This is a genomic window from Undibacterium sp. GW821-FHT07F11 (assembly GCF_059418665.1).
The window spans coordinates 1-18,825 of sequence record NZ_JBWKQH010000008.1; the positions used below are offsets into that span (position 1 = coordinate 1).

The 18,825-nt window shown below is 48.7% G+C and carries 19 protein-coding genes; 7 read left to right on the plus strand and 12 right to left on the minus strand.

The features are described 5' to 3' along the window. Positions 1-388: hypothetical protein (locus AC07OI_RS19740; RefSeq protein WP_495258434.1), on the plus strand; the 388-nt coding region annotated here is incomplete at its 5' end. Positions 389-453: 65 nt separating this feature from the next. Further along, positions 454-2,061 (plus strand): NAD(P)/FAD-dependent oxidoreductase, encoded by a 1,608-nt coding sequence (locus AC07OI_RS19745; protein WP_495258435.1) that lies wholly within the window; start codon positions 454-456, stop codon positions 2,059-2,061. 71 nt (positions 2,062-2,132) lie between these two features. Here the strand turns inward: AC07OI_RS19745 and AC07OI_RS19750 are convergent, their stop codons facing one another. Then, the gene (locus tag AC07OI_RS19750) at positions 2,133-2,960 is read right to left on the minus strand and encodes an HDOD domain-containing protein (protein WP_492706817.1); all 828 of its coding nucleotides are present in this window, start codon (positions 2,958-2,960) and stop codon (positions 2,133-2,135) included. A 632-nt stretch (positions 2,961-3,592) separates the two neighbouring features. Between AC07OI_RS19750 and AC07OI_RS19755 the strand changes: the two genes are divergently transcribed. The 4 genes from AC07OI_RS19755 to AC07OI_RS19770 all read left to right on the plus strand — a co-directional run bounded on the left by AC07OI_RS19755 (position 3,593) and on the right by AC07OI_RS19770 (position 6,856). Further along, positions 3,593-4,078: a CinA family protein gene (locus tag AC07OI_RS19755; protein ID WP_495258436.1), complete on the plus strand. Its 486-nt coding sequence runs from the start codon at positions 3,593-3,595 to the stop codon at positions 4,076-4,078. Between the two features lies 1 nt (position 4,079). Continuing rightward, on the plus strand, positions 4,080-4,865 hold the full coding sequence (locus AC07OI_RS19760; RefSeq protein ID WP_495258437.1) for a response regulator: 786 nt from the start codon (positions 4,080-4,082) through the stop codon (positions 4,863-4,865). Next, positions 4,862-5,884 (plus strand): ATP-binding protein, encoded by a 1,023-nt coding sequence (locus AC07OI_RS19765; RefSeq protein ID WP_495258438.1) that lies wholly within the window; start codon positions 4,862-4,864, stop codon positions 5,882-5,884. Before AC07OI_RS19760 ends, AC07OI_RS19765 begins: the two co-directional genes overlap by 4 nt. A gap of 99 nt (positions 5,885-5,983) precedes the next feature. Beyond that, entirely contained in the window at positions 5,984-6,856 is an 873-nt protein-coding gene (locus tag AC07OI_RS19770) for an EF-hand domain-containing protein (protein WP_495258439.1), read from the plus strand. 62 nt (positions 6,857-6,918) lie between these two features. On the opposite strand, the gene AC07OI_RS19775 is transcribed toward AC07OI_RS19770, so the two are convergent. Continuing rightward, the gene (locus AC07OI_RS19775; RefSeq protein ID WP_495258440.1) at positions 6,919-7,566 is read right to left on the minus strand and encodes a flagellar basal body-associated FliL family protein; all 648 of its coding nucleotides are present in this window, start codon (positions 7,564-7,566) and stop codon (positions 6,919-6,921) included. Between the two features lie 329 nt (positions 7,567-7,895). On the opposite strand from AC07OI_RS19775, the gene AC07OI_RS19780 reads away from it, so the two are divergent. After that, on the plus strand, positions 7,896-8,972 hold the full coding sequence (locus AC07OI_RS19780) for an acyltransferase family protein (protein WP_495258441.1): 1,077 nt from the start codon (positions 7,896-7,898) through the stop codon (positions 8,970-8,972). 57 nt (positions 8,973-9,029) lie between these two features. Here AC07OI_RS19780 and AC07OI_RS19785 read toward each other — a convergent pair whose 3' ends face one another. The 10 genes from AC07OI_RS19785 to AC07OI_RS19830 all read right to left on the minus strand — a co-directional run bounded on the left by AC07OI_RS19785 (position 9,030) and on the right by AC07OI_RS19830 (position 18,730). Further along, entirely contained in the window at positions 9,030-9,638 is a 609-nt protein-coding gene (locus AC07OI_RS19785; protein WP_495258442.1) for a lysophospholipid acyltransferase family protein, read from the minus strand. A 135-nt stretch (positions 9,639-9,773) separates the two neighbouring features. Continuing rightward, positions 9,774-10,388, minus strand: a complete 615-nt coding sequence (locus tag AC07OI_RS19790; RefSeq protein ID WP_495258443.1) for a ParA family protein — start codon at positions 10,386-10,388, stop codon at positions 9,774-9,776. Positions 10,389-10,522: 134 nt separating this feature from the next. Further along, a complete protein-coding gene (locus AC07OI_RS19795) occupies positions 10,523-11,239 on the minus strand; it encodes a pseudouridine synthase (protein WP_495258444.1) in 717 nt (238 codons plus the stop codon). 47 nt (positions 11,240-11,286) lie between these two features. Then, a complete protein-coding gene (locus tag AC07OI_RS19800; protein ID WP_495258445.1) occupies positions 11,287-13,281 on the minus strand; it encodes an ATP-binding protein in 1,995 nt (664 codons plus the stop codon). Positions 13,282-13,305: 24 nt separating this feature from the next. Further along, on the minus strand, positions 13,306-14,142 hold the full coding sequence (locus tag AC07OI_RS19805; RefSeq protein WP_492706798.1) for a substrate-binding periplasmic protein: 837 nt from the start codon (positions 14,140-14,142) through the stop codon (positions 13,306-13,308). A gap of 256 nt (positions 14,143-14,398) precedes the next feature. Beyond that, positions 14,399-15,010, minus strand: a complete 612-nt coding sequence (locus tag AC07OI_RS19810) for an outer membrane lipoprotein (protein ID WP_492706796.1) — start codon at positions 15,008-15,010, stop codon at positions 14,399-14,401. A gap of 230 nt (positions 15,011-15,240) precedes the next feature. After that, complete coding sequence (locus AC07OI_RS19815) at positions 15,241-16,434, minus strand: aminotransferase-like domain-containing protein (RefSeq protein WP_492706794.1); 1,194 nt, start codon at positions 16,432-16,434, stop codon at positions 15,241-15,243. Between the two features lie 61 nt (positions 16,435-16,495). Further along, positions 16,496-16,954 (minus strand): RidA family protein, encoded by a 459-nt coding sequence (locus AC07OI_RS19820; protein WP_162040354.1) that lies wholly within the window; start codon positions 16,952-16,954, stop codon positions 16,496-16,498. Positions 16,955-17,208: 254 nt separating this feature from the next. Beyond that, complete coding sequence (locus AC07OI_RS19825; RefSeq protein ID WP_492706792.1) at positions 17,209-18,081, minus strand: DMT family transporter; 873 nt, start codon at positions 18,079-18,081, stop codon at positions 17,209-17,211. A 34-nt stretch (positions 18,082-18,115) separates the two neighbouring features. After that, positions 18,116-18,730: a LysE family translocator gene (locus AC07OI_RS19830; RefSeq protein WP_492706790.1), complete on the minus strand. Its 615-nt coding sequence runs from the start codon at positions 18,728-18,730 to the stop codon at positions 18,116-18,118. Positions 18,731-18,825 lie beyond the last annotated feature (95 nt).

Consider the following 18,825-nt stretch of genomic DNA (forward strand, 5'->3'; position numbering starts at 1 on the left):
GGAGGCGAACTATAGCAAACTTCCTCACCCCTTTGCAAGACCCCGGCGTAAATTATTTAGCCGTTTGTGGAAAAGCAAAAGGGTGCGCTGCGCGCACCCCTGTCACTTCCTGCTGCTCCGGTGTTTGGCGTCTTGCTTCGTAATGGGCTTTACGAATCAACGTCGTCCGACGGGCTTCTATATTGATGGGCATTTCGCTCATCGACCGAAACCCAGCCACATCCCGGCCTCCTCCTTGAAGGGGAAGGGATTTCTGCGTTTTGCGAAACCTCAGCGACAATCAGGAATGGTATTTTGTACACCTGGTCAACATCAGTTTTCTGCACAAGGAAATCCTAATATCGAAGCACATGCAGGTAAAATAGCGGATTCATCAAATCACTATTAAGAGCACCTGCCTATATAACTATATAAGCAGGTCACCTTGTCATTAGTGCTATCCGGACCGAATTTATGTTGCGCATTACCGATTTACAACTTCCGCTGGACCATGCCGAAGACGCGCTAAAAGCTGCCGTACTGAAGGAATTGGGAATAACAGAAAAAGAACTGATTAATTTTACGGTGTTCCGCCGTAGCTATGATGCGCGTAAAAAGACAGCGATCATCTTGATCTACACGATAGATGTAGAAACGACGAATGAAGCCGCTTTGCTGGCCAGCCACAGGAACCGCACAAAATTGTCCGAGACACCGGATACGTCCTATAAGTTTGTCACACATGCGGACAACAAGCCTTTCAAGCGTCCGGTTGTCATAGGCTTTGGGCCTTGTGGCTTGTTTGTTGCGTTACTCTTGGCAGAAATGGGCTTTAACCCTATCGTGCTGGAGCGTGGCAAAACTGTGCGTGAACGTACCAAGGATACCTGGGGTCTGTGGCGCAAGCGTGAATTGAAGCCGGAATCAAATGTGCAGTTTGGTGAAGGTGGTGCAGGTACTTTTTCTGATGGCAAGTTATATAGTCAGATCAAAGACCCAAAACATTATGGTCGTAAAGTGTTGACGGAATTCGTCAAGGCTGGTGCGCCGGAAGAAATCATGTATGTCAGCAAACCGCATATTGGCACCTTCCGTCTGGTGAAGATGATAGAAGAGATGCGTCACAATATAGAAGCGTTGGGCGGTGAAATCCGTTTTGAGCAAAAAGTGACGGATATCGATATCGTTGACGGCAAGGTTCAGGGTGTGCAACTGAATGACGGTGAGTATATAGAGACAGCCCATGTAGTGCTGGCGATAGGACATAGTGCGCGCGATACATTCAAAATGATTGCTGACCGTGGTGTGTACGTGGAAGCGAAGCCATTTTCCATAGGCTTTCGGGTAGAGCACCCGCAGTCTGTCATCGACAAGGCACGCTTTGGCCCGAATGCAGGCAACAAGATACTGGGGGCGGCAGATTACAAGCTGGTGCATCACGCCAAAAATGGCCGTTCTGTATATAGCTTCTGTATGTGTCCGGGTGGCACCGTGGTCGCAGCTACATCTGAACCCGGCCGCGTCGTCACGAACGGCATGAGCCAGTATTCACGTAATGAACGCAATGCAAATTCGGCGATCGTCGTCGGCATTACACCCGCTGATTATCCCGGCAATCCATTAGCTGGCATAGATTTGCAAAGGGCTCTGGAAGAAAAAGCTTATGAGGTGGGTGGTGGTAACTACAATGCACCGGGTCAGTTGGTTGGTGACTTTTTGGCGGCGCGCCCATCAACCGCGCTGGGTACAGTAGAGCCATCCTATAAGCCTGGCATCACTTTGTGCGACCTGGCGACGGTGTTACCTGAATTTGCGATCACGGCAATACGGGAGGCCCTGCCTGAGTTTGAAAAGAAAATCAAAGGCTTTGCAATGAAGGATGCAATTTTGACTGGCGTCGAAACACGCACATCCTCACCTATCCGCATCAAGCGTAATGACGGCGATTTGCAAAGCTTGAATACCCGCGGCCTGTTTCCTGCAGGTGAAGGCGCTGGTTATGCGGGTGGGATCTTGTCTGCCGCAGTAGATGGCATCAGGGTTGCAGAAGCTGTTGCCCTTGACATCCAGGCAAACGCGTAAAAAGAAAGTCTAAGCAAGCGTAGAAAATGGCAAAAACAGAATTCGTTTTTGCCATTTTTTTTGGCGACTTTTTAACCCAAAAGATCTTCCAGTCCTGCAGCCAACTCTGCTAACGGCGGCATTTCTTCGAGAATAAGTTCAGGTTTGATGCCCAATTTTTTTGCCACTTCTGTTGGGAAAGTAGCTTCACGCTCCTCTTCGGAATAATGACTTTCTTCCCCGCGTGCACACCATGAGGCAATATGGACGACTGCCCCTATCTGGTCAAACTCTGACTGCAGCAGCGGTTCGCCACAAGCCTTGATAGCGGTAGAAAAAGTGTCAGGAAAACGCCAGCGCTTCGCCAGCTCAGCACCCACATCAAAGAAATCATAACCAAAGGATGTGCGCTCTACGTCTGGCCTGCGCGGATCCAATGGCCCGGCAGTCTTGTCGACTTGCAGCATTTGCTCGGGCATGCCTGCATGCATGACTAACTGGCCTATGGCATGCATTAATCCAACAGTAAATGCAAAGTCGGAATTGCAATGGGCTTTTTTTGCCAGCCATTTTGATACGACCGCAGTATGCAGGCTATAACGCCAGAACTGCTTCAGATCCACCCCAGGCATCGCCTTGAAACCGCTGGTTAAACCGCTGCTGACGACCAGGGTACGTACGGTCATAAAACCCAGCATCAACACAGCATCATCAACAGAACCAACAGTTCTTGATGCATGATAATAAGAAGAGTTTGCCAGGCGCAGCAGTTTTGCGCTGAGGACCTGGTCTGCAGACAGCTTGCGGGCAATCTCATCTATCGAGACATCGTCATTATTGAAACTGTCAATGACTTCCTGGACCACTTTGGGTATCGATGGCAAAGCATTTTGCTGCTGAAACAGATTCTCGATTTTCATAGGGCATCTCCTTTGGGGATGTGGATACAAGAGGTCTGTGCCTCTTATTATTTTCCGGAAATTGAATACCAGTCAGCAAATTCCCCGAATAATCGGGAGAAATGCACATTGCTATCAAAAATCATACTCTGATATTGGTTTTTCAGAAATGCTTTTTTGTTGCATGTATCGCTTTACACAAGATTGGTAACAATTCAGCCAGCAGACAGTATTTTGTATATCACTTTTCTGCTTGCACGGATGTAATTTGTTACTTTCTCGCCAGCTTACTTTTTGACTTATTTCTTTACTTCACTTCAGGGTAGACATGGTGGTAAAGTACTTTTAAGCCATTAGAACTCATTTCATAAATAGGATGAGTGCGAACATGCCGATTTGGGATGCAGTGCAAGGCGCGTCACGCAGCAATGCGCCCAAATCGTCAGTTCCCGGAGGGTTTGCCTCATAACGCGCGCTGAACTGCGTTGGACTCGTTATCAATAGGCAAAGCTATTGACTGCCTCGTCCATAGTTTTACCATTGGCCAGCCCACGTTATGAGGCAAACGCATCTCACCCTATTTATGAAATGAGTTCTAGAAACAAGTTTTGGATAAGTTCATCAAGTCAGAGCAAGCAGCCAGGAGACGCATCATGCAAAACGCCATAGAACTCGCAACACAAGTCGGTGAAGAACTCAAATCCAGAAAACTGATACTTAGCATAGCTGAATCCTGTACCGGCGGTGGTGTAGCCCATGCCATTACAGAAATTGCCGGTTCTTCGGAATGGTTTGACTGTGGCTTTGTCACTTATTCCAACTCATCCAAAACAGAATTGCTGGATATACCGGCAGCACTGATCGCCCAGCATGGTGCCGTCAGCGAAGAAATCGCCGCTGCCATGGCACACGGTGCCCTGGCTAATTCTGAAGCCCATCTGTCTTTATCGACCACAGGCATTGCCGGTCCAACCGGGGCAGTGCCAGGCAAGCCGGTAGGAACCATCTGCTTTGGCTGGGTAGTCGGTGGTGTCTCTCATACAGAAAGACTGGTGTTTGCTGGCGACAGGAAATCAGTGCGCGAACAAACCGTTGTCCATGCTCTGGATAAATTACTCAGGTATATCAAGGAGTTATAAATTGCTGTCAGTATTGCCAGCGACAATTGATACATTCGTGCATTCGCCAGCAAAACTAACTGCACATAGCGGTCGCCTGCATATTTTGCTGGTAGATGATGATGCAGAAATTGCTGATCTGCTCAGCAATTACCTGGGAAAATTTGATATCAGCTGTGTCGCTGTAGAAGATGGCGTGGCAATGCGTGCCGCATTACAGTCGCATAATTTTGATGTGATTTTGCTGGACCTGATGTTGCCAGGCGAAGACGGCCTGAGTCTGTTGCGCCAGCTACGCCGTCATGCGAACACACCTGTGATCATGCTGACTGCCAGAGGTGAATTTGCAGACAAGATAGTGGGGTTGGAATCGGGTGCGGATGATTACCTGATCAAACCCATCGATACCCGGGAACTGGTCGCACGCATACAAAGTGTCAGCAGACGTGCACATACATCTGCGCGGCAAACGCAAGAAATCAGCGATAGCAAAGCAACAGAAATACGCTTTGATGCCTGGGTGTTGAATTTGCCGACGCGGCAACTGTGCAGTCCTGGCAAACTGATTATTCCGCTGTCAAATGCCGAATTCAGGCTCTTATTGGCCTTTATCAAAAGACCCGGCCAAATACTCAGCCGCGACCAATTAATTGATTTTGTGCACAATAAGTCTACCGAAGTCTTTGACAGAAGCATAGATTTGCTGGTGTCACGCTTGCGCCAAAAACTGGGAGATGACTCGCGCCATCCCAGTCTGTTAAAAACCGTCCGTGGTGAAGGTTATCTGTTTAACGCCAGCGTGCCATGAAACAACTGCTTCGCGATACCATCTTCAGCCGCCTGTTTGGCCTGGCCATGGCGGCTGTAGTTGTCAGCCACGTCGCGACCTTTGTCCTGTTGTTTGTTTTCCTGGGGGATCACCGCCCTCCCCCAACGCCAGAACATATGCCTCCCCATCCCCCGCATGGCATATTGCACGGCCCTTTTTTGGGATTTTGCCTGAGTATGGCAATACAACTATTGTTACTTGCAATAGCTGCCTGGATAGGCTCACGTAGCCTGGCACGTCCCATGCAAAAACTGGCTGCAGCAGCAAGCACACTGGGTAAGCACAAACACCCCCTGGCAATTCCAGAGACCGGGCCAGAAGAAGCGCGCCAAAGTGCAAAAGTATTTAATCAAATGCAAGAGCGCCTGTTCCAGCAAATGGAAGAAAGAGAGCGTTTTCTGGCGGCAGTTTCCCATGATTTGCGCACTCCGCTGACGCGTATGAAGTTGCGGATAGAACAGTTGCACAATGAAGCCACAAATGAAAAGCTGCTTGATGATGTAGAAGAAATGCGCCTGATGCTGGATGCCACCCTGGATTATCTGCGTGGCGGCGAAGAATCCATGCAAATGCTGGACGTAACTTCACTGGTGGCAGCCATTGTTGACAATATGCAGGACGAAGGCAAATCTGTCAGCATGCATGGAGAAGCCAAGCCTTTTCCGGCCTTGCCAAATGAACTGAGGCGCTGTGTCAGCAATCTGCTCGAAAACGCAATTGCGTATGGCAAAACTGCGCAAGTCAGTTTGCATGACAGCCACCATGAGTTATTGATCTGTATCGAGGATCAGGGCCTGGGAATACCCGAAGCAGATTTGGAAAAAGTATTCGCTCCCTTCTTCCGTCTGGCCATTTCCAGAAATAAAAATACCGGCGGCGTTGGTCTGGGACTCAGTATTGCCAGGGAAGTCGCAAGACGTCATCAAGGCAGCCTGATTTTAAAAAATCGCCATGATAAGCAAGGTTTACGGGCAGAATTGCGCCTGCCAAGAGGGTGAGTTCCACATTGTGTCAAAACCGATACAAAGCAGACACAAGCGAGCAACACGTGAATGCGACACTTCAGGACATCACAAGCATGACTGAAGGAGAGCGCAATGAGCAGTATCACTGGCGTAAGTGGCAGCAACAGCAGTTATTTCTCGCAAACTGGTAGCACACAAAGGCGCGAACGTGACGCCAGCAAGATTGCGGAAAATGTTTTTTCCAAGCTTGATACCAAAAACCAGGGCTATCTTGAAGTCACGGATCTGGAAACCGCATTTGGCAATATTGCATCAAGCTCATCTACTGGCGCTACCAGCACTGACAGCAGCAGTTCAACCAGCCCCATCAATACAACTGGCAATAGTGCCAGCATCAATGACTTGTTCAAAAAACTCGACAGTGATGGCGACGGCAAGGTCACCAAAAGCGAGTTTAGCGATGGCATCAAAAAACTCAGCGATGCTTTGGAAACGCAATTCAATGCACGGCGCACTCGTGGTGCGGAAGAAGGTTCCAGGCCACCGCCGCCGCCAGAAGGTGGAGATGGTGCTGGCGAGGCGGGCCTGGACAAAACCCAGTTAAGCGATTTGTCGACAGAAGTAGGAAAAACCAATAGTAGCGCTGGCGCGGCACTCAGTCAGGTGGCCCAAAATTTTGAAGCTGCCGATACGAATCAGGATGGCAAGGTCAGCCTGCAAGAAACCCTGGCTTATCTTGAAAAAACCACCACTGCCAATGCGCAGACGAGCGCTACGTCCACAACGACAAGTGCGACCAGTACTACCGACACCAGCAACTCAACAAGCAGTAGTTCAAGTAAGCTGACAAGTACCGGCACTACATCAGATGGCTCGGCCAGTTCGGTTACGAGCGCAAGTACGAATACTGATGCTGCCTTGTTCAAAAAGGCTTTACAGTTATTGCGTGCATATAATTCGCCCCCGGCTACACCCAGCAATCAAAGCATTTCTGTCAGTGCATAAGAAGCAAAAAAAAGGCACATATACATCATGTGCCTTCCTGTTTTCCCCGATTCAAGGAATTGTCATTGCTCCCGATTTTGCATCAATAACTCATTGATCAGGACAGACTCTATCTTGTCTGTTTGTAGCGCCGTATTCAAGCCTGCCTTTAGTTGTGCCCTGACGGTATCAAACCCTTCTTCGCTATGCAAATCATCTGGATCAATCTTGGCAAATTCGATTTGGAAGATATTCGTCAGTATTTTCTTGTTTTCAAATAACCATTCCTTATCTTCAGTGCGGACTTGTATGGTGACTTGCATGCGTACCACTTGACCATTCAGGTTGGCTACTTGCTGTGGGAGTACAAAATAACTGAGCCCGGCAGTATTGCTGGTCACGCTGCGAATATAAAAGAAAATCGCCAGTAAAATCGCAAAACCAACCACCACAATGACGGCTGCATATATGCCAAAACGGTCTTTAGCTGCCTCAGTCTTTTTTGTTGATTTTTTGGCAGTTGCAATTTTAGCGGAGCCATAGGCAGGTGCAGAACTGCGCGACGGGGTGGTGCTGTCTTTAGATGCCGGACTGGCAGCCGGAGTGGCATGCGTGTCAGTACCGACATCAAAATCCAATGCAGGGTCTGGATTTTTGGGCTCACTGCCATCTATTGCCTCAAAATCCAGCTGCGCACTGAGCAAGCTGGCTTTTGACCTATCTTTAGACATGACTACCTCTTATAACTTGCGCGTGGCAATATATTTTCGACAATGGTCAAGCAATTAAATTGCCACCTGGAAATTTCACGGCAGGGAAAGCATAGCTTATATTTTACCCAAATTCATAAAATTCCAAGGTATAGGTCGGAAAAATTCAATGGCCTGAATATCATGATCCCTCACTTCGAGGCATTTGTTTTTCAACAATCACCCTGCTACTTCATTGCTGCTACATCTTGCCAGGCCCGGAATTTAAATGCTTCGTTACAAACTAAGAGTGTAAATCAGCAGCCAAGTTCGCTATCATACGGGCATTCCCCCGCACGACCATGACAGGCATGACCAATCCCGCACTCCCCAAAGTCAGAAATACGAGCATAGACAATATCAAAGCTGTCTTGATATTTTTAGTCGTGTTCGGCCACCTGATAGAAATTTATGTGGGTGAAGATCATATATTGCGCTCCATCTGGATTTTTGTTTACTCCTTCCACATGCCCATGTTTGCCCTGATGTCTGGCATGTTTTCCAAGGCACAGTGGGATGACAAAAATGCCACACAACTGATATCCACTGTTCTGGTACCTTTGATAGGCTTTGAAATTATTTATGAAGCAACCGAGTTTGCCCTGAAGGGTACTGGCAGCGTCTATGCAGGCTTGATCGCCCCCTACTGGATGCTGTGGTATTTGCTGAGTTTGTTATGCTGGCGCCTGATGCTGCCTTTGTTTTCGCGCATGCAGTTTGGTGTCATGCTGGCATTGGCGCTGTCGCTGGTGGGCAGTTATTCTGAGCATGCTGGTTACTACCTTGGTATTTCACGCACCCTGATCTTCTTCCCCTACTTCTTGTTGGGCTGGAAGCTTGGCCCTGAAATATTCAATGTCAAAAAGAAGGAGAGATTGTTTATAAGTGCCGCAGTGGTGTTGGCAAGCGTCATCGGCGCGTTCATGTTGAAGAGTGATTTTGACTATCGCTGGTTCTATGGCAGTTATTCACTACACAGACTGGAAATGGCAAATCTGACCGGCAACATGTACCAGCTATTACAGTATGCGGCGTCGACAGTAATAGGTTTATCAGTGCTGTATTTGCTGGCGCAGAAAGATTTGCGTCTGGCACAGATAGGCAAACGCTCCATCTATGTGCTGGTATGGCATGGCATGGCGTTGATTGTTTTACAAGAAACCGGCGTATTACGGGCCATTTTCAAACACGAAAATACCGTAGCCCTGGCGATTTCAGTGCTGGTTTCCATGGCGATTACGTGGGTATGCGCGCATGGAAAAACTGAAATCCTGACCAAACGCCTGATCCTGAATCCACTTGCGTGGTTGTTGATACCTCAGTCGGCAAGCAAGCCAACTGAGGTAGTCACTGAGACACAAGATAAACCTGTACAGCAAGAACATTGAATCCGGGTTAAACACAATCGCAACAACAAGTCTCAGTACAAAACTTCATTGCATCAATCAGTCCTGGGCTTTTGCCTGAACTTTGCCTTCGTCGAACTGTTGCGGGTTCTTGCCAGATATACCACAGTAAAACTCGCGTATCTGCACCATATCCGCTTCGATATCACCACTCACTGCAAACATTTTTCCAATACCACCCGCCTTGCGCTTGAAGTCGAGATAACCAAGTGCGATTGGCACTCCGGCACCAAGCGCAATGTAGTAAAAACCCGTCTTCCAGTGAGTAACCTTGCCCCTGGTACCTTCAGGCGGCACGATCACAGTCAGTCTTTGATTTTCATGAAAAGCGTCTACCGTGCCCTGCACCAGGTTACCTGACTTGCTGCGGTCGACAGGAATACCGCCCAGCCAGCGCATGACATGCCCTAATACAGGAGGAAACAAGCTGGACTTACCCATCCAGTAAACCCTCAAACGCAGGGCAAAGCAAACCATCAAGGTAACTGGAAAGTCCCAGTTACTGGTATGTGGAGCAGCAATCAGGACGTATTTTTGTTCGGCAGGAACGATACCCTCGACCTTCCAGCCTGCCAGTTTGAGTCCGAGTATGGACAGCCAGCGCATGACTGTATTGATGATGGGAGTTTCAAAAATGGTAAGGTGCATGCCGTAAGTCTTTGATAAGAAAAGAGAATTCTGCCTTCTCTTCAAGCAAGCGGCATTATAGTGAGCAGCAGCAAAATGCGAAACAAATATCGGTTTTTTTAAAATTAATTAACGAAAGCGATTAATCCTAGTCGATCAAGTCTTTACCCAATTCAGGATGTGCTCCCATTGGGGTAGGTCTTTTTCTACCCTGGATGGGGCGACATCCCACAAGGTCGCGCCGTGGGCTGCCAATTGTATATAGTTTTGTGTATCCCGCAAAAACCCCAGAACTGGCAAACCTAGCTGGCCTACATAGTGTTCAAGCTGTTCGGCTGCTTTGCTGCGGGTATTCACGCGCATGCCCAGTATGCCGATCTGGTAACCATTTTTTTTATGCTGGGACAGGCTTTTTAGAAACTCCTCCGTCGCCAGGATATCAAAAATCGAAGCCTGCAAGGGAACGATGATCTTATCTGCCGACTTCAGCACCACATCCAGCTTGCTGCCTGTCAGGCCAGCCGGTGTATCCAGCACAACATGGGTAGTACCTTTGGGTGGTTTTAATACATTGCCGTCAGCAATATCCCAGGGCTGGATTTGAGGCAGATTCTGTGGCCGTAATGTCAGCCAGGTGCGTGAAGACTGCTGCACATCAGTATCGCCCAGCATGACCTTATGTCCATGCGCTGCGAAATAACCTGCCAGGTTGGTAGCAACCGTGCTTTTACCGACGCCCCCTTTGGGATTGACAATTGCAATGACAGGCATGTCCACTCCTTTTACAGTTTAAGAACCGCAGCATCTGGTCAGATTATCCATATTAACCGGAAGATAGCAAGACTTCATCTGGAAAAGGGTAAACGCAAAACTGCCTCAACTGCATTGCAAGCGCTAAAACAGCTTCAGGCAGGTACCAATAAAGCGAGGTGTTCCGGGGTCAGATAACACCATTCTCCTTCTTCCAGTTCCAGCGATGCCAGTGTCAATTTACCTATGGCTGTACGCTGCAAGGCAGCGCAATGATTGCCGGCAGCGGCCAGCATGCGCTTGACCTGATGATACTTGCCCTGCTCCAGTACGATTTCCAATAGATGTTCACCCAGTTTTTGGCAATGTATTGCTGCCAGTGGCGCAGGTTCATCATGCAGTTTGACGCCTTGCAATAATAGATTCACCAGATCGTCAGTTACCGGCTCGGCAGTTGTCGCCTGATACACTTTGGGCACATGGCGCTTGGGTGAGGATTGTGCGTGGATAAACGGGCCATCGTCAGACATCAGCAACATGCCAGTAGTGTCATGGTCAAGTCGCCCCACTGGCTGCACATCGCGCCAGCTGAATTGCTCTGGCAAAAGTGTCAACACACCGGGATGATGGCTGGGCTTGCGTGAGCATTCAAAGTTTGCCGGTTTGTTAAGAACGATATATACGCGCTCACGGTATTCCCAGTCTTCTTCAAAGATATGAAACTGCAAGCCCTGAGTTTCGAAACTGGTTTTGACGTTGCGTACCACTTCACCGTTAATGGAGACTTCGCCATCCTCCACCAGGTCACGGCAATATTTTCGTGTTCCAAATCCTTGTGATTGCAGGATTTTATCTAAGCTTAATTTTGTCATGCCGCGACTTTATCAGATGTAGCACTCACCAGGCTAGTGGACTGCTTTCAATTGACCTCAACAGTTTCTTCATCCACCATTTTTGGATCAAGAGGCAAGCTGATCTTGAAGCAAGTTCCTTTGCCCATTTCACTTTCAACCATGATATTGCCACCCAGAATGCCAGTCACCAGGTTGTACACAATATTGAGCCCCAGACCACTGCCGCCCAAACCCAGGCGGGTGGTGAAGAAGGGGTCAAAAATACGCCCTAAATTCCCATCTGGTATACCCTTGCCATTGTCGCGCACGGTTACTTCGACAAAATTTTCATCAAAAATGCGTGCTGTAATACTGACCGTGCCGCGATAGTCCCCTTCAAATGCATGAATAAAGGCATTGTTGATCAGATTGGTCATGACTTGCCCCAAGGGCCCTGGGTAACTATCCATCATCAGCTTGACCGGGACATTGTGCACAACATCGTGACGTGTCTTGCGTATGGCAGGCCCCATGGTCAAGATCAGCTCGGACAGCATTTCATCGAGCGCAAAAACACGGCGGTTGGCGCTGGTTCTGTCTACTGCCACCTGTTTGAAGCTGATCACCAGCTCAGACGCCTTGCTCAAATTACGCAAGAGTAAATCGGCACCTGTTTTGGCATTTCTCAAATATTCTTCCAGTACCGAGCGACGCAAGCCTTTTTCAAATTCGACCAGCACATTATCGGTATGCTGGGCCAGCGTACTGGCGACCGTAACGCTGGTGCCTATAGGTGTATTGAGTTCATGGGCAACACCAGCCACCAGAGAACCCAGCGCCGCCATCTTTTCAGTCCTGAGCAATTCCCTCTGCGCACGCTGCAGGTTTTCCAAAACAATGGTTAATTCACTGTTGGCTGCTTCCAGTGCCTGAGTACGTTCAGACACCCGTCTTTCCAGCGTGGTGTTCATATTGCGAATTTCCTGCTCGTTCTGGCGTTTTTCAGTAATGTCCTCTTGCACCAGGATAATCAGGGGTTCATTACCCAGCCGTATCATGCGTCCGGATACCTGGCAAAGGATAATTTTTTCTTGCTGGCCGCAAGTCAGCCATGCTTCATAATCATGGATTTCGCCATCACGTTCTATGATGCGCACGACTTCCAGAAAATCAGCTTCATTGCGCCATAAGGCTTTCTGGGTTTCGTTATCCCCCAGGATTTCATCATGTGACCAGTAAAATTGCCTGACCCAGGCATCATTCACATCTATCATGCTGTACAGCTGGCTCTTGCGCAGCACCGTCATGGCGATGGGGGAAGCCTGGAAAATACCAATGAATTTTTCTTCAGTCACCTTCAAGGCCTGCTCAGCACGCAGACGCTCATTGAGCTCTTGTTGCAAAGTGATATTTTGCGCTTCTCTCTCGGTAATCAAGCGCCCCAGGTTCAGGCGCATTTTATCCAGGCCCTGCGCCAGATTCCCGATTTCATCCTGACGCACCCATTCCAGAGGCTGATCCAGTTTGCCACGTGCCAGCCGCCCGGTTGCCGACTGCAATTCCATGATAGGCCGGACGATGCGTCGCTCAAACAATAACCAGATCAGGATAAAGGAAAACACCACCTGGACCAGCAAGGCCAGGCCTAGCTTAAGAAAATCTGCCCACAATTCTTTTTCTATATGCTCGGTGGTCAGTTCCAGCATGACGCTGCCTATGACCTTGGTTTCCAGCAAGATAGGACGCTCTTCGCGCAAGAGTTTAGCCCCTTCTTTTTTGAATTTACTGCTGTGGGCAAAAATGGATTTGGACTCATCCAGCACCTCGACGCTGACCACTTCAGGGTTGCGCATGACGGCTTGTATGAATTGATTGGCGACGGCCTTATCCAGCGTCCAGACTGGCACTGCCATGCCGCGCGACAGCATATCTGCGTACTGCGACATGGGATTGCGCACGCGTAGTTGCAACTCACGCTCGTACCTGTCCTGAACCAGAAAACGCCCCAAAACAATCGCGGGCAATACGATGCCAACCACAACGCCGATAATAAGGATTTGTCGGAGGGAGAGTGTACGCAATGGATTACCTGTTGTTTGCAGCGGTTACTTCGATTGTTGCTTACGCCACAATTGTATATTTGCCGCGATGAGTTTATTCATCACGTTTTGTTTGTCCAGTTTATAAACTGCCTTGGCAATACGGCCGCGCATTTCCGGAGTGTTGCAGGCTGACTTATGGGACAGTGTCAAATATAAATTCTCATTTGTAATGGGCGGCGTTACAGTTTTCAAGCCTGAGATATTGAGCTTGGCGACATAGGCCAGGCCTGGATCTTCTTCATAAATCAAATAATCTGCACGGGAAAGACTGAGCATCTTCAAAGCCTGCTCCAGACTCGGGACCATGGAAATTTTCAAAGACTCCTTGGCATAGCGATCAAAGTCTTCGCCAAAACTATTATTAATCACAGTCACCCCCTGCTTGCCAGCGAGGTCAGACCATTTCTTATAAGGTAAATTGAAATTATTGCGAGTCCAGATGACTGTGCGTGTTTCACGAAAAGCTGGATAGAAATAATCCATGTATTCCAGTCTTGGCAGGGTAAAAAAGGCACCCGCGAGCAAATCCACACGGCCCAGTTTGGCTTCTTCTTGCACCCGTCCCCACGGACCTACATATTTAATGTCAATTGGTATGCCAATTTCTTTAGACAATAATTGCATCCATTCAGCATTTGCCCCTATCAGGCGGTTTTCATCTTCCGGGTCACGCCACAGATAAGGCGGATATTCAGGATTACCAGTTGCTATCAGGCTTTTGCAAGATTCATTGGCACGTGCGGCTGAACTAAATGCTGTCGCCAGCAACAATACCATCCAGCAGAGCAACTGCAAAATGACATTATTTGAAGGACTAGCTTTGCAAGTATCAAGCTTCATGGCACGACCTTCTCGACAAGAACGTGGGGGGATAGACACCTAAGTCTAACTGCTGGAATTAGGCTTGGCAAGGAAGTAGTTGTGAAGGAGGAACGGTTTCCAAAAAGAAAATAATTCTTCCAAATCCTGACTATAAGTGCAAGATTTTTACCATCTTGAAATCAGGCAGAAAAGGGATTGCATCAGACTGGATTAATCAGCGCAATCCATTTTCCGCATATGTTAATGCTGTATTTAATGTTGCATATTAATAAGCTCAGCGCCTGACGATAGAATTACCATTTGTCCTGACAGCATCGCCAGACAACAAACCAGGGTCATGGTCAAAAGCATAGGTTTGCTTGTTGCCATTCTCAAAAGCCACTGTCACATTCCACACCTTGGTCGTCTTCACTTTTTGTTCTATCTTGTGTCCTGCCAATGCACCACCAGCAGCACCGGCAATTGTCGCCAGGTCACGGCCAGTGCCACCACCAACCTGATTACCCAGCAGGGCACCGGCTACACCGCCAGCAATCACACCAAGGGCGCCGCCCTCGCCTTCCTTATCCCCAATAGCAACAGCAACGACTTTGCCGCAATCAGGACAAACTGGCTCATTTCTGGCATTCACTGGCGCAGCTACCGGTTTACTCATGTTTTGTTTGGCAACTGCCAGCGCGGTATTGTATTCAGCTTTGGCGTCACGCAGACATTGCATTCTTGCCGAAGAGTTGCCAGCATCAGCGCACAGTTTTTTATCCTCGTTGTATCTCTGCGTGGCACGTTTGCTATCTGCTGCATATTGTTGTTTGGCAGTCATATTTTGCGCAAAAGCGCCTGTCACGGCAGTTAACATCAGGCTGGCCAGAAACAATTTTTTATTCATTTACTACTCCTCGATTGGTCAAAGTTCAGTATCGCTTTGCGAAACATGGGTTAGAAACTAAGTCCATTAACGGTTCACGACGAAATATGATGACTTAAATCACAATAGTTGACAGTTACATATTAAGCCAGGATTAATAACATGTATCTCAACCATAAAAAAACCCGTCAGATGACGGGTTTTGCTTTTAGACACTGATGATCGGGCAATCTGGAAATCAAAAAAAAAAATCAGATTTTTGCCTTGATCAGCTTGCCCAGTTTTTCTATGCCTTCATTGATACGCTCTGGCGACACAGTCACGAATGACAGGCGCAAGGTATTTTTTGCAGGATTATTTGCATAGAAAGGGCCGCCAGGAACAAAAGCGACATTTTGTTGTATGGCTTCATCCAGCAATTGCTTGCTGTCCATGTGCTCAGGCAAAGTTACCCAGATGAACATGCCGCCTTCAGGCTTGGTCCAGCGCACACCTTCAGGGAAATGTCTGCTCATCGCCTCAAGCATGGCATTGCATTGCTTGGCATACAGAGTGCGTATGGTTGGAATGTGCTCACTCAGGAAGCCATCCTTGATGACTTCATACACCACCATTTGCGTCAGCTGTGCAGTATGCAAATCGGCCGCCTGCTTGGCTTGTTCGAGTTTGCGTATCAATGGTGTAGGGCCAACGACATAACCCAGGCGTATCCCTGGCGTCAGCACCTTGGAGAATGAACCCATATAAATCACGCCACCCGGATTCATGTTCAGCATTTTTGGCAAAGGTTCGCCGCTATAGCACAGATCGCCATAAGGATTATCTTCAACCAGCGGGATACCCATGCGGGCGCAGGTTTCTACCAGTTCATAGCGACGCTCTACCGACAGCGTGCGGCCAGTCGGGTTCTGGAAGTTAGGCAAGGCATACATCAGGCGTGCACCAGCACCTTTGGCTGCGACTGAAGCTGGCACCAGGCCATGATCATCGGTATCCACCGATTCAAATTCAGGGCGATAAACGGAAAAAGCCTGCAGTGCGCCGAGATAGCTCGGTGTTTCCACCAAAACCTTGCTGCCTTCATCCACCAGCACCTTGCCAAGCAAATCCAGACCTTGCTGCGAGCCAGATACCATCATGATCTGGTCAGGCAGGATTTTTGAATCACTGGTCGACAATGAGTCAGCCAGAAATTCACGCAATGGAGCATAACCATCGGTAGGGCCGTATTGCAATGCTGACTTGCCTTGTTGTGTCAGTACCTTGTCAAAGGCGGCGCGCATACGCTCTACCGGGAAAGTTTCTGGAGATGGCAATCCACCAGCGAAAGAAATCACTTCAGGACGCATGGTCACTTTTAGAATCTCCCTGATGGCAGAGCTTTGCAACTGCTCTGCGCGGTCAGAAAATTTCCAATCTATGGGGCTGGGATTCTCAAGTTTCATGCTGGTCTCACTATCTCTCGGTTAAATTGCCATCTCGGGCAAGCTTATTGTTTTATAAAATTCAGGCGATCTCGACGATCATTTCAATTTCTACGCAAGCACCCAGAGGGATCTGGGCAACGCCAAAGGCTGAACGTGCATGTTTGCCTTGCTCACCAAATATTTCACCGATGAGTTCAGATGCACCATTTGTCACCAGATGTTGCTCGATAAAATCAGGCGTGGAATTGACCAGGCTCATGAGCTTGACGATGCGTTTAACGCGGTTCAAATCGCCACCACAAGCTGCCTGCAAGGTGGCGATCAGATCAATCGCGACTGCGCGTGCTGCCAGTTTGCCTTCTTCTGTAGAGATATTCTTACCCAGTTGACCTACCCATGGCTTACCATCTTTTTTGGCAATATGGCCAGACAAGAATACTGTGTTACCAGTTTGTGCATACATGACGTAGGCAGCAGCAGGTGTCGCGACAGCAGGCAATTCAATATTTAATGCTTGAAGCTTTTCGTAAAATGACATGTCTATTTTCCAGAAAAAAGCGCAGCAGCCCTCACTGATGCACTAGAGATAATTAAATTTTTATTATTATTTTCTGCAAGTTTTAAAAGTTTGCAGAAGTCAAAACCTTGTTCTGGCAAATGCCTTCTTAGTAAAGAACAAATTCAGGCACAAATACCAGTCCTCTATTGTAAGCCCGCACCCCGCCGATTAACACCCCCCTGTGCATGGCTAATGGCAGATTAAATTCGGTCGCCATGTGCTTTGCAAGAAAATCACCGTTGAATATTCATGCGTCTGCCCAATGCCACTACAATGATGACCGCCAGTGCAAAAAAGATTTCACGGCCAGTCAGGACTTCACCCAGTATCAAGGCAGCTCCCAATAAACTCAAAAATGGTTGCAGCAATTGCACTTGACCGACACGGGCAATACCACCAATCGCCAACGCTTTGTACCAAAAGAAAAAACCGATGAACATGGAAAATATCGAAACATAGGCAAACCCGGCCCAGGCACGCCCAGAAGCCTGTACCCCATAATGCCAACCCAGCCAGGCTGTCACTGGCAATAAAACCGGCAAAGCCAGCAGCAAAGCCCATGAAATAACCTGCTGTCCGCCCATGCTTTGCGACAGTCGACCACCTTCGGCATACCCCATGGCTGCAGCAATCACGGCGATAAACAAGGCCAGGTCGGCAAACTGGAATGAGCCGCCACCCTGCATCAAAGCAAAGGCTATCACCAGTCCACTGCCCAGTACCGCCATCACCCAAAAGCCCGTCGACGGCTTTTCATTAAAGCGCAATGCCGCAAACAAAGCAGTAGCCAATGGCAAAATACCCAATACGATTGCACCATGAGACGCAGGTACATAGGCCATTGCGACAGAGCTGAACAAGGGGAAACCAACCACCACACCCAGAGAAGTGATCAGCAGTGGCTTCATTTGTGCACGTTGCGGCAATTTCGCACCCTGCATCCACAACAGCAGGCCAGAGCAGCAAGCTGCCACCACAGCCCGCCCCAGTGCTACGAATACCGGATTGAGTTCCGCCACTGCCATGCGGGTAAATGGCAGGGTCAGGCTAAAAATCATGACGCCAACCAGGCCCAGGACCATGCCCTTGTTTTCTTGCATCAGCATGATGAACCTGCCTGTGTACACTGCGCGCTGTATATCATTGTGAACTCACCAGCATGGGGTAAAGCGACAATACCAGCAGCAAGGCCATGCCATAATTGAAGATGCGCAGATTGCGTTCCACTTTCAGCAAATGCCTGACCTTGGCACCGAACAAAGCCCACAGACCTACGCTGGGCAAATTGATGACCGCAAACACACCTGCAGCCAGGGCAACGATCCAGAATCCGCTGGTCGCGGGTATATAGGTACTGAAAGCACCCAGCGCCATGACCCAGGCCTTGGGGTTGATCCATTGAAACGCGGCAGCACTCAAGAAACTCATGGGACCAGCTTTGTGTACACCGTCTTGTGCCTTGCTTTCTATAGGCCCGGCATTGGCGATATTCCAGGCCAGATACAGCAGATAAGCTGCGCCTGCCCATTTCAACACGACATATAACCAAGGGAACACCGCGAACAAGCCCGCCAGACCAACGCCAACGGCCAACACCAGCACCATGAATCCTATGCTGATGCCCAGCATATGAGGCAAGGTGGCGCGAAAGCCAAAGTTCACGCCAGAAGCCAGCAACATCAGGTTATTCGGGCCTGGTGTAATGGATGACACCAGGGCAAACAGGGCGAAGGCCATCAAAGTATCAATTGCCATGTTTTACTCCGCGCTCGTGTCCCTGCTGGCAGTGATCAGAATTCTGTCGCTCATTCATCGTGTTTCTCCTGTTTTTGCTTTAGTGTTGTGCTATC

Coding starts and splice junctions, on each gene's coding strand:
- AC07OI_RS19775 (WP_495258440.1), bottom strand. CDS start 7,566: ATGTCTAAAGATAGGTCAAAAGCCAGCTTGCTCAGTGCGCAGCTGGAT.
- AC07OI_RS19820 (WP_162040354.1), bottom strand. CDS start 16,954: ATGTCATTTTACGAAAAGCTTCAAGCATTAAATATTGAATTGCCTGCT.
- AC07OI_RS19790 (WP_495258443.1), bottom strand. CDS start 10,388: ATGCCTGTCATTGCAATTGTCAATCCCAAAGGGGGCGTCGGTAAAAGC.
- AC07OI_RS19780 (WP_495258441.1), top strand. CDS start 7,896: ATGACCAATCCCGCACTCCCCAAAGTCAGAAATACGAGCATAGACAAT.
- AC07OI_RS19765 (WP_495258438.1), top strand. CDS start 4,862: ATGAAACAACTGCTTCGCGATACCATCTTCAGCCGCCTGTTTGGCCTG.
- AC07OI_RS19745 (WP_495258435.1), top strand. CDS start 454: ATGTTGCGCATTACCGATTTACAACTTCCGCTGGACCATGCCGAAGAC.
- AC07OI_RS19825 (WP_492706792.1), bottom strand. CDS start 18,081: ATGCTGATGCAAGAAAACAAGGGCATGGTCCTGGGCCTGGTTGGCGTC.
- AC07OI_RS19805 (WP_492706798.1), bottom strand. CDS start 14,142: ATGAAGCTTGATACTTGCAAAGCTAGTCCTTCAAATAATGTCATTTTG.
- AC07OI_RS19810 (WP_492706796.1), bottom strand. CDS start 15,010: ATGAATAAAAAATTGTTTCTGGCCAGCCTGATGTTAACTGCCGTGACA.
- AC07OI_RS19815 (WP_492706794.1), bottom strand. CDS start 16,434: ATGAAACTTGAGAATCCCAGCCCCATAGATTGGAAATTTTCTGACCGC.
- AC07OI_RS19795 (WP_495258444.1), bottom strand. CDS start 11,239: ATGACAAAATTAAGCTTAGATAAAATCCTGCAATCACAAGGATTTGGA.
- AC07OI_RS19785 (WP_495258442.1), bottom strand. CDS start 9,638: ATGCACCTTACCATTTTTGAAACTCCCATCATCAATACAGTCATGCGC.
- AC07OI_RS19750 (WP_492706817.1), bottom strand. CDS start 2,960: ATGAAAATCGAGAATCTGTTTCAGCAGCAAAATGCTTTGCCATCGATA.
- AC07OI_RS19830 (WP_492706790.1), bottom strand. CDS start 18,730: ATGGCAATTGATACTTTGATGGCCTTCGCCCTGTTTGCCCTGGTGTCA.
- AC07OI_RS19755 (WP_495258436.1), top strand. CDS start 3,593: ATGCAAAACGCCATAGAACTCGCAACACAAGTCGGTGAAGAACTCAAA.
- AC07OI_RS19770 (WP_495258439.1), top strand. CDS start 5,984: ATGAGCAGTATCACTGGCGTAAGTGGCAGCAACAGCAGTTATTTCTCG.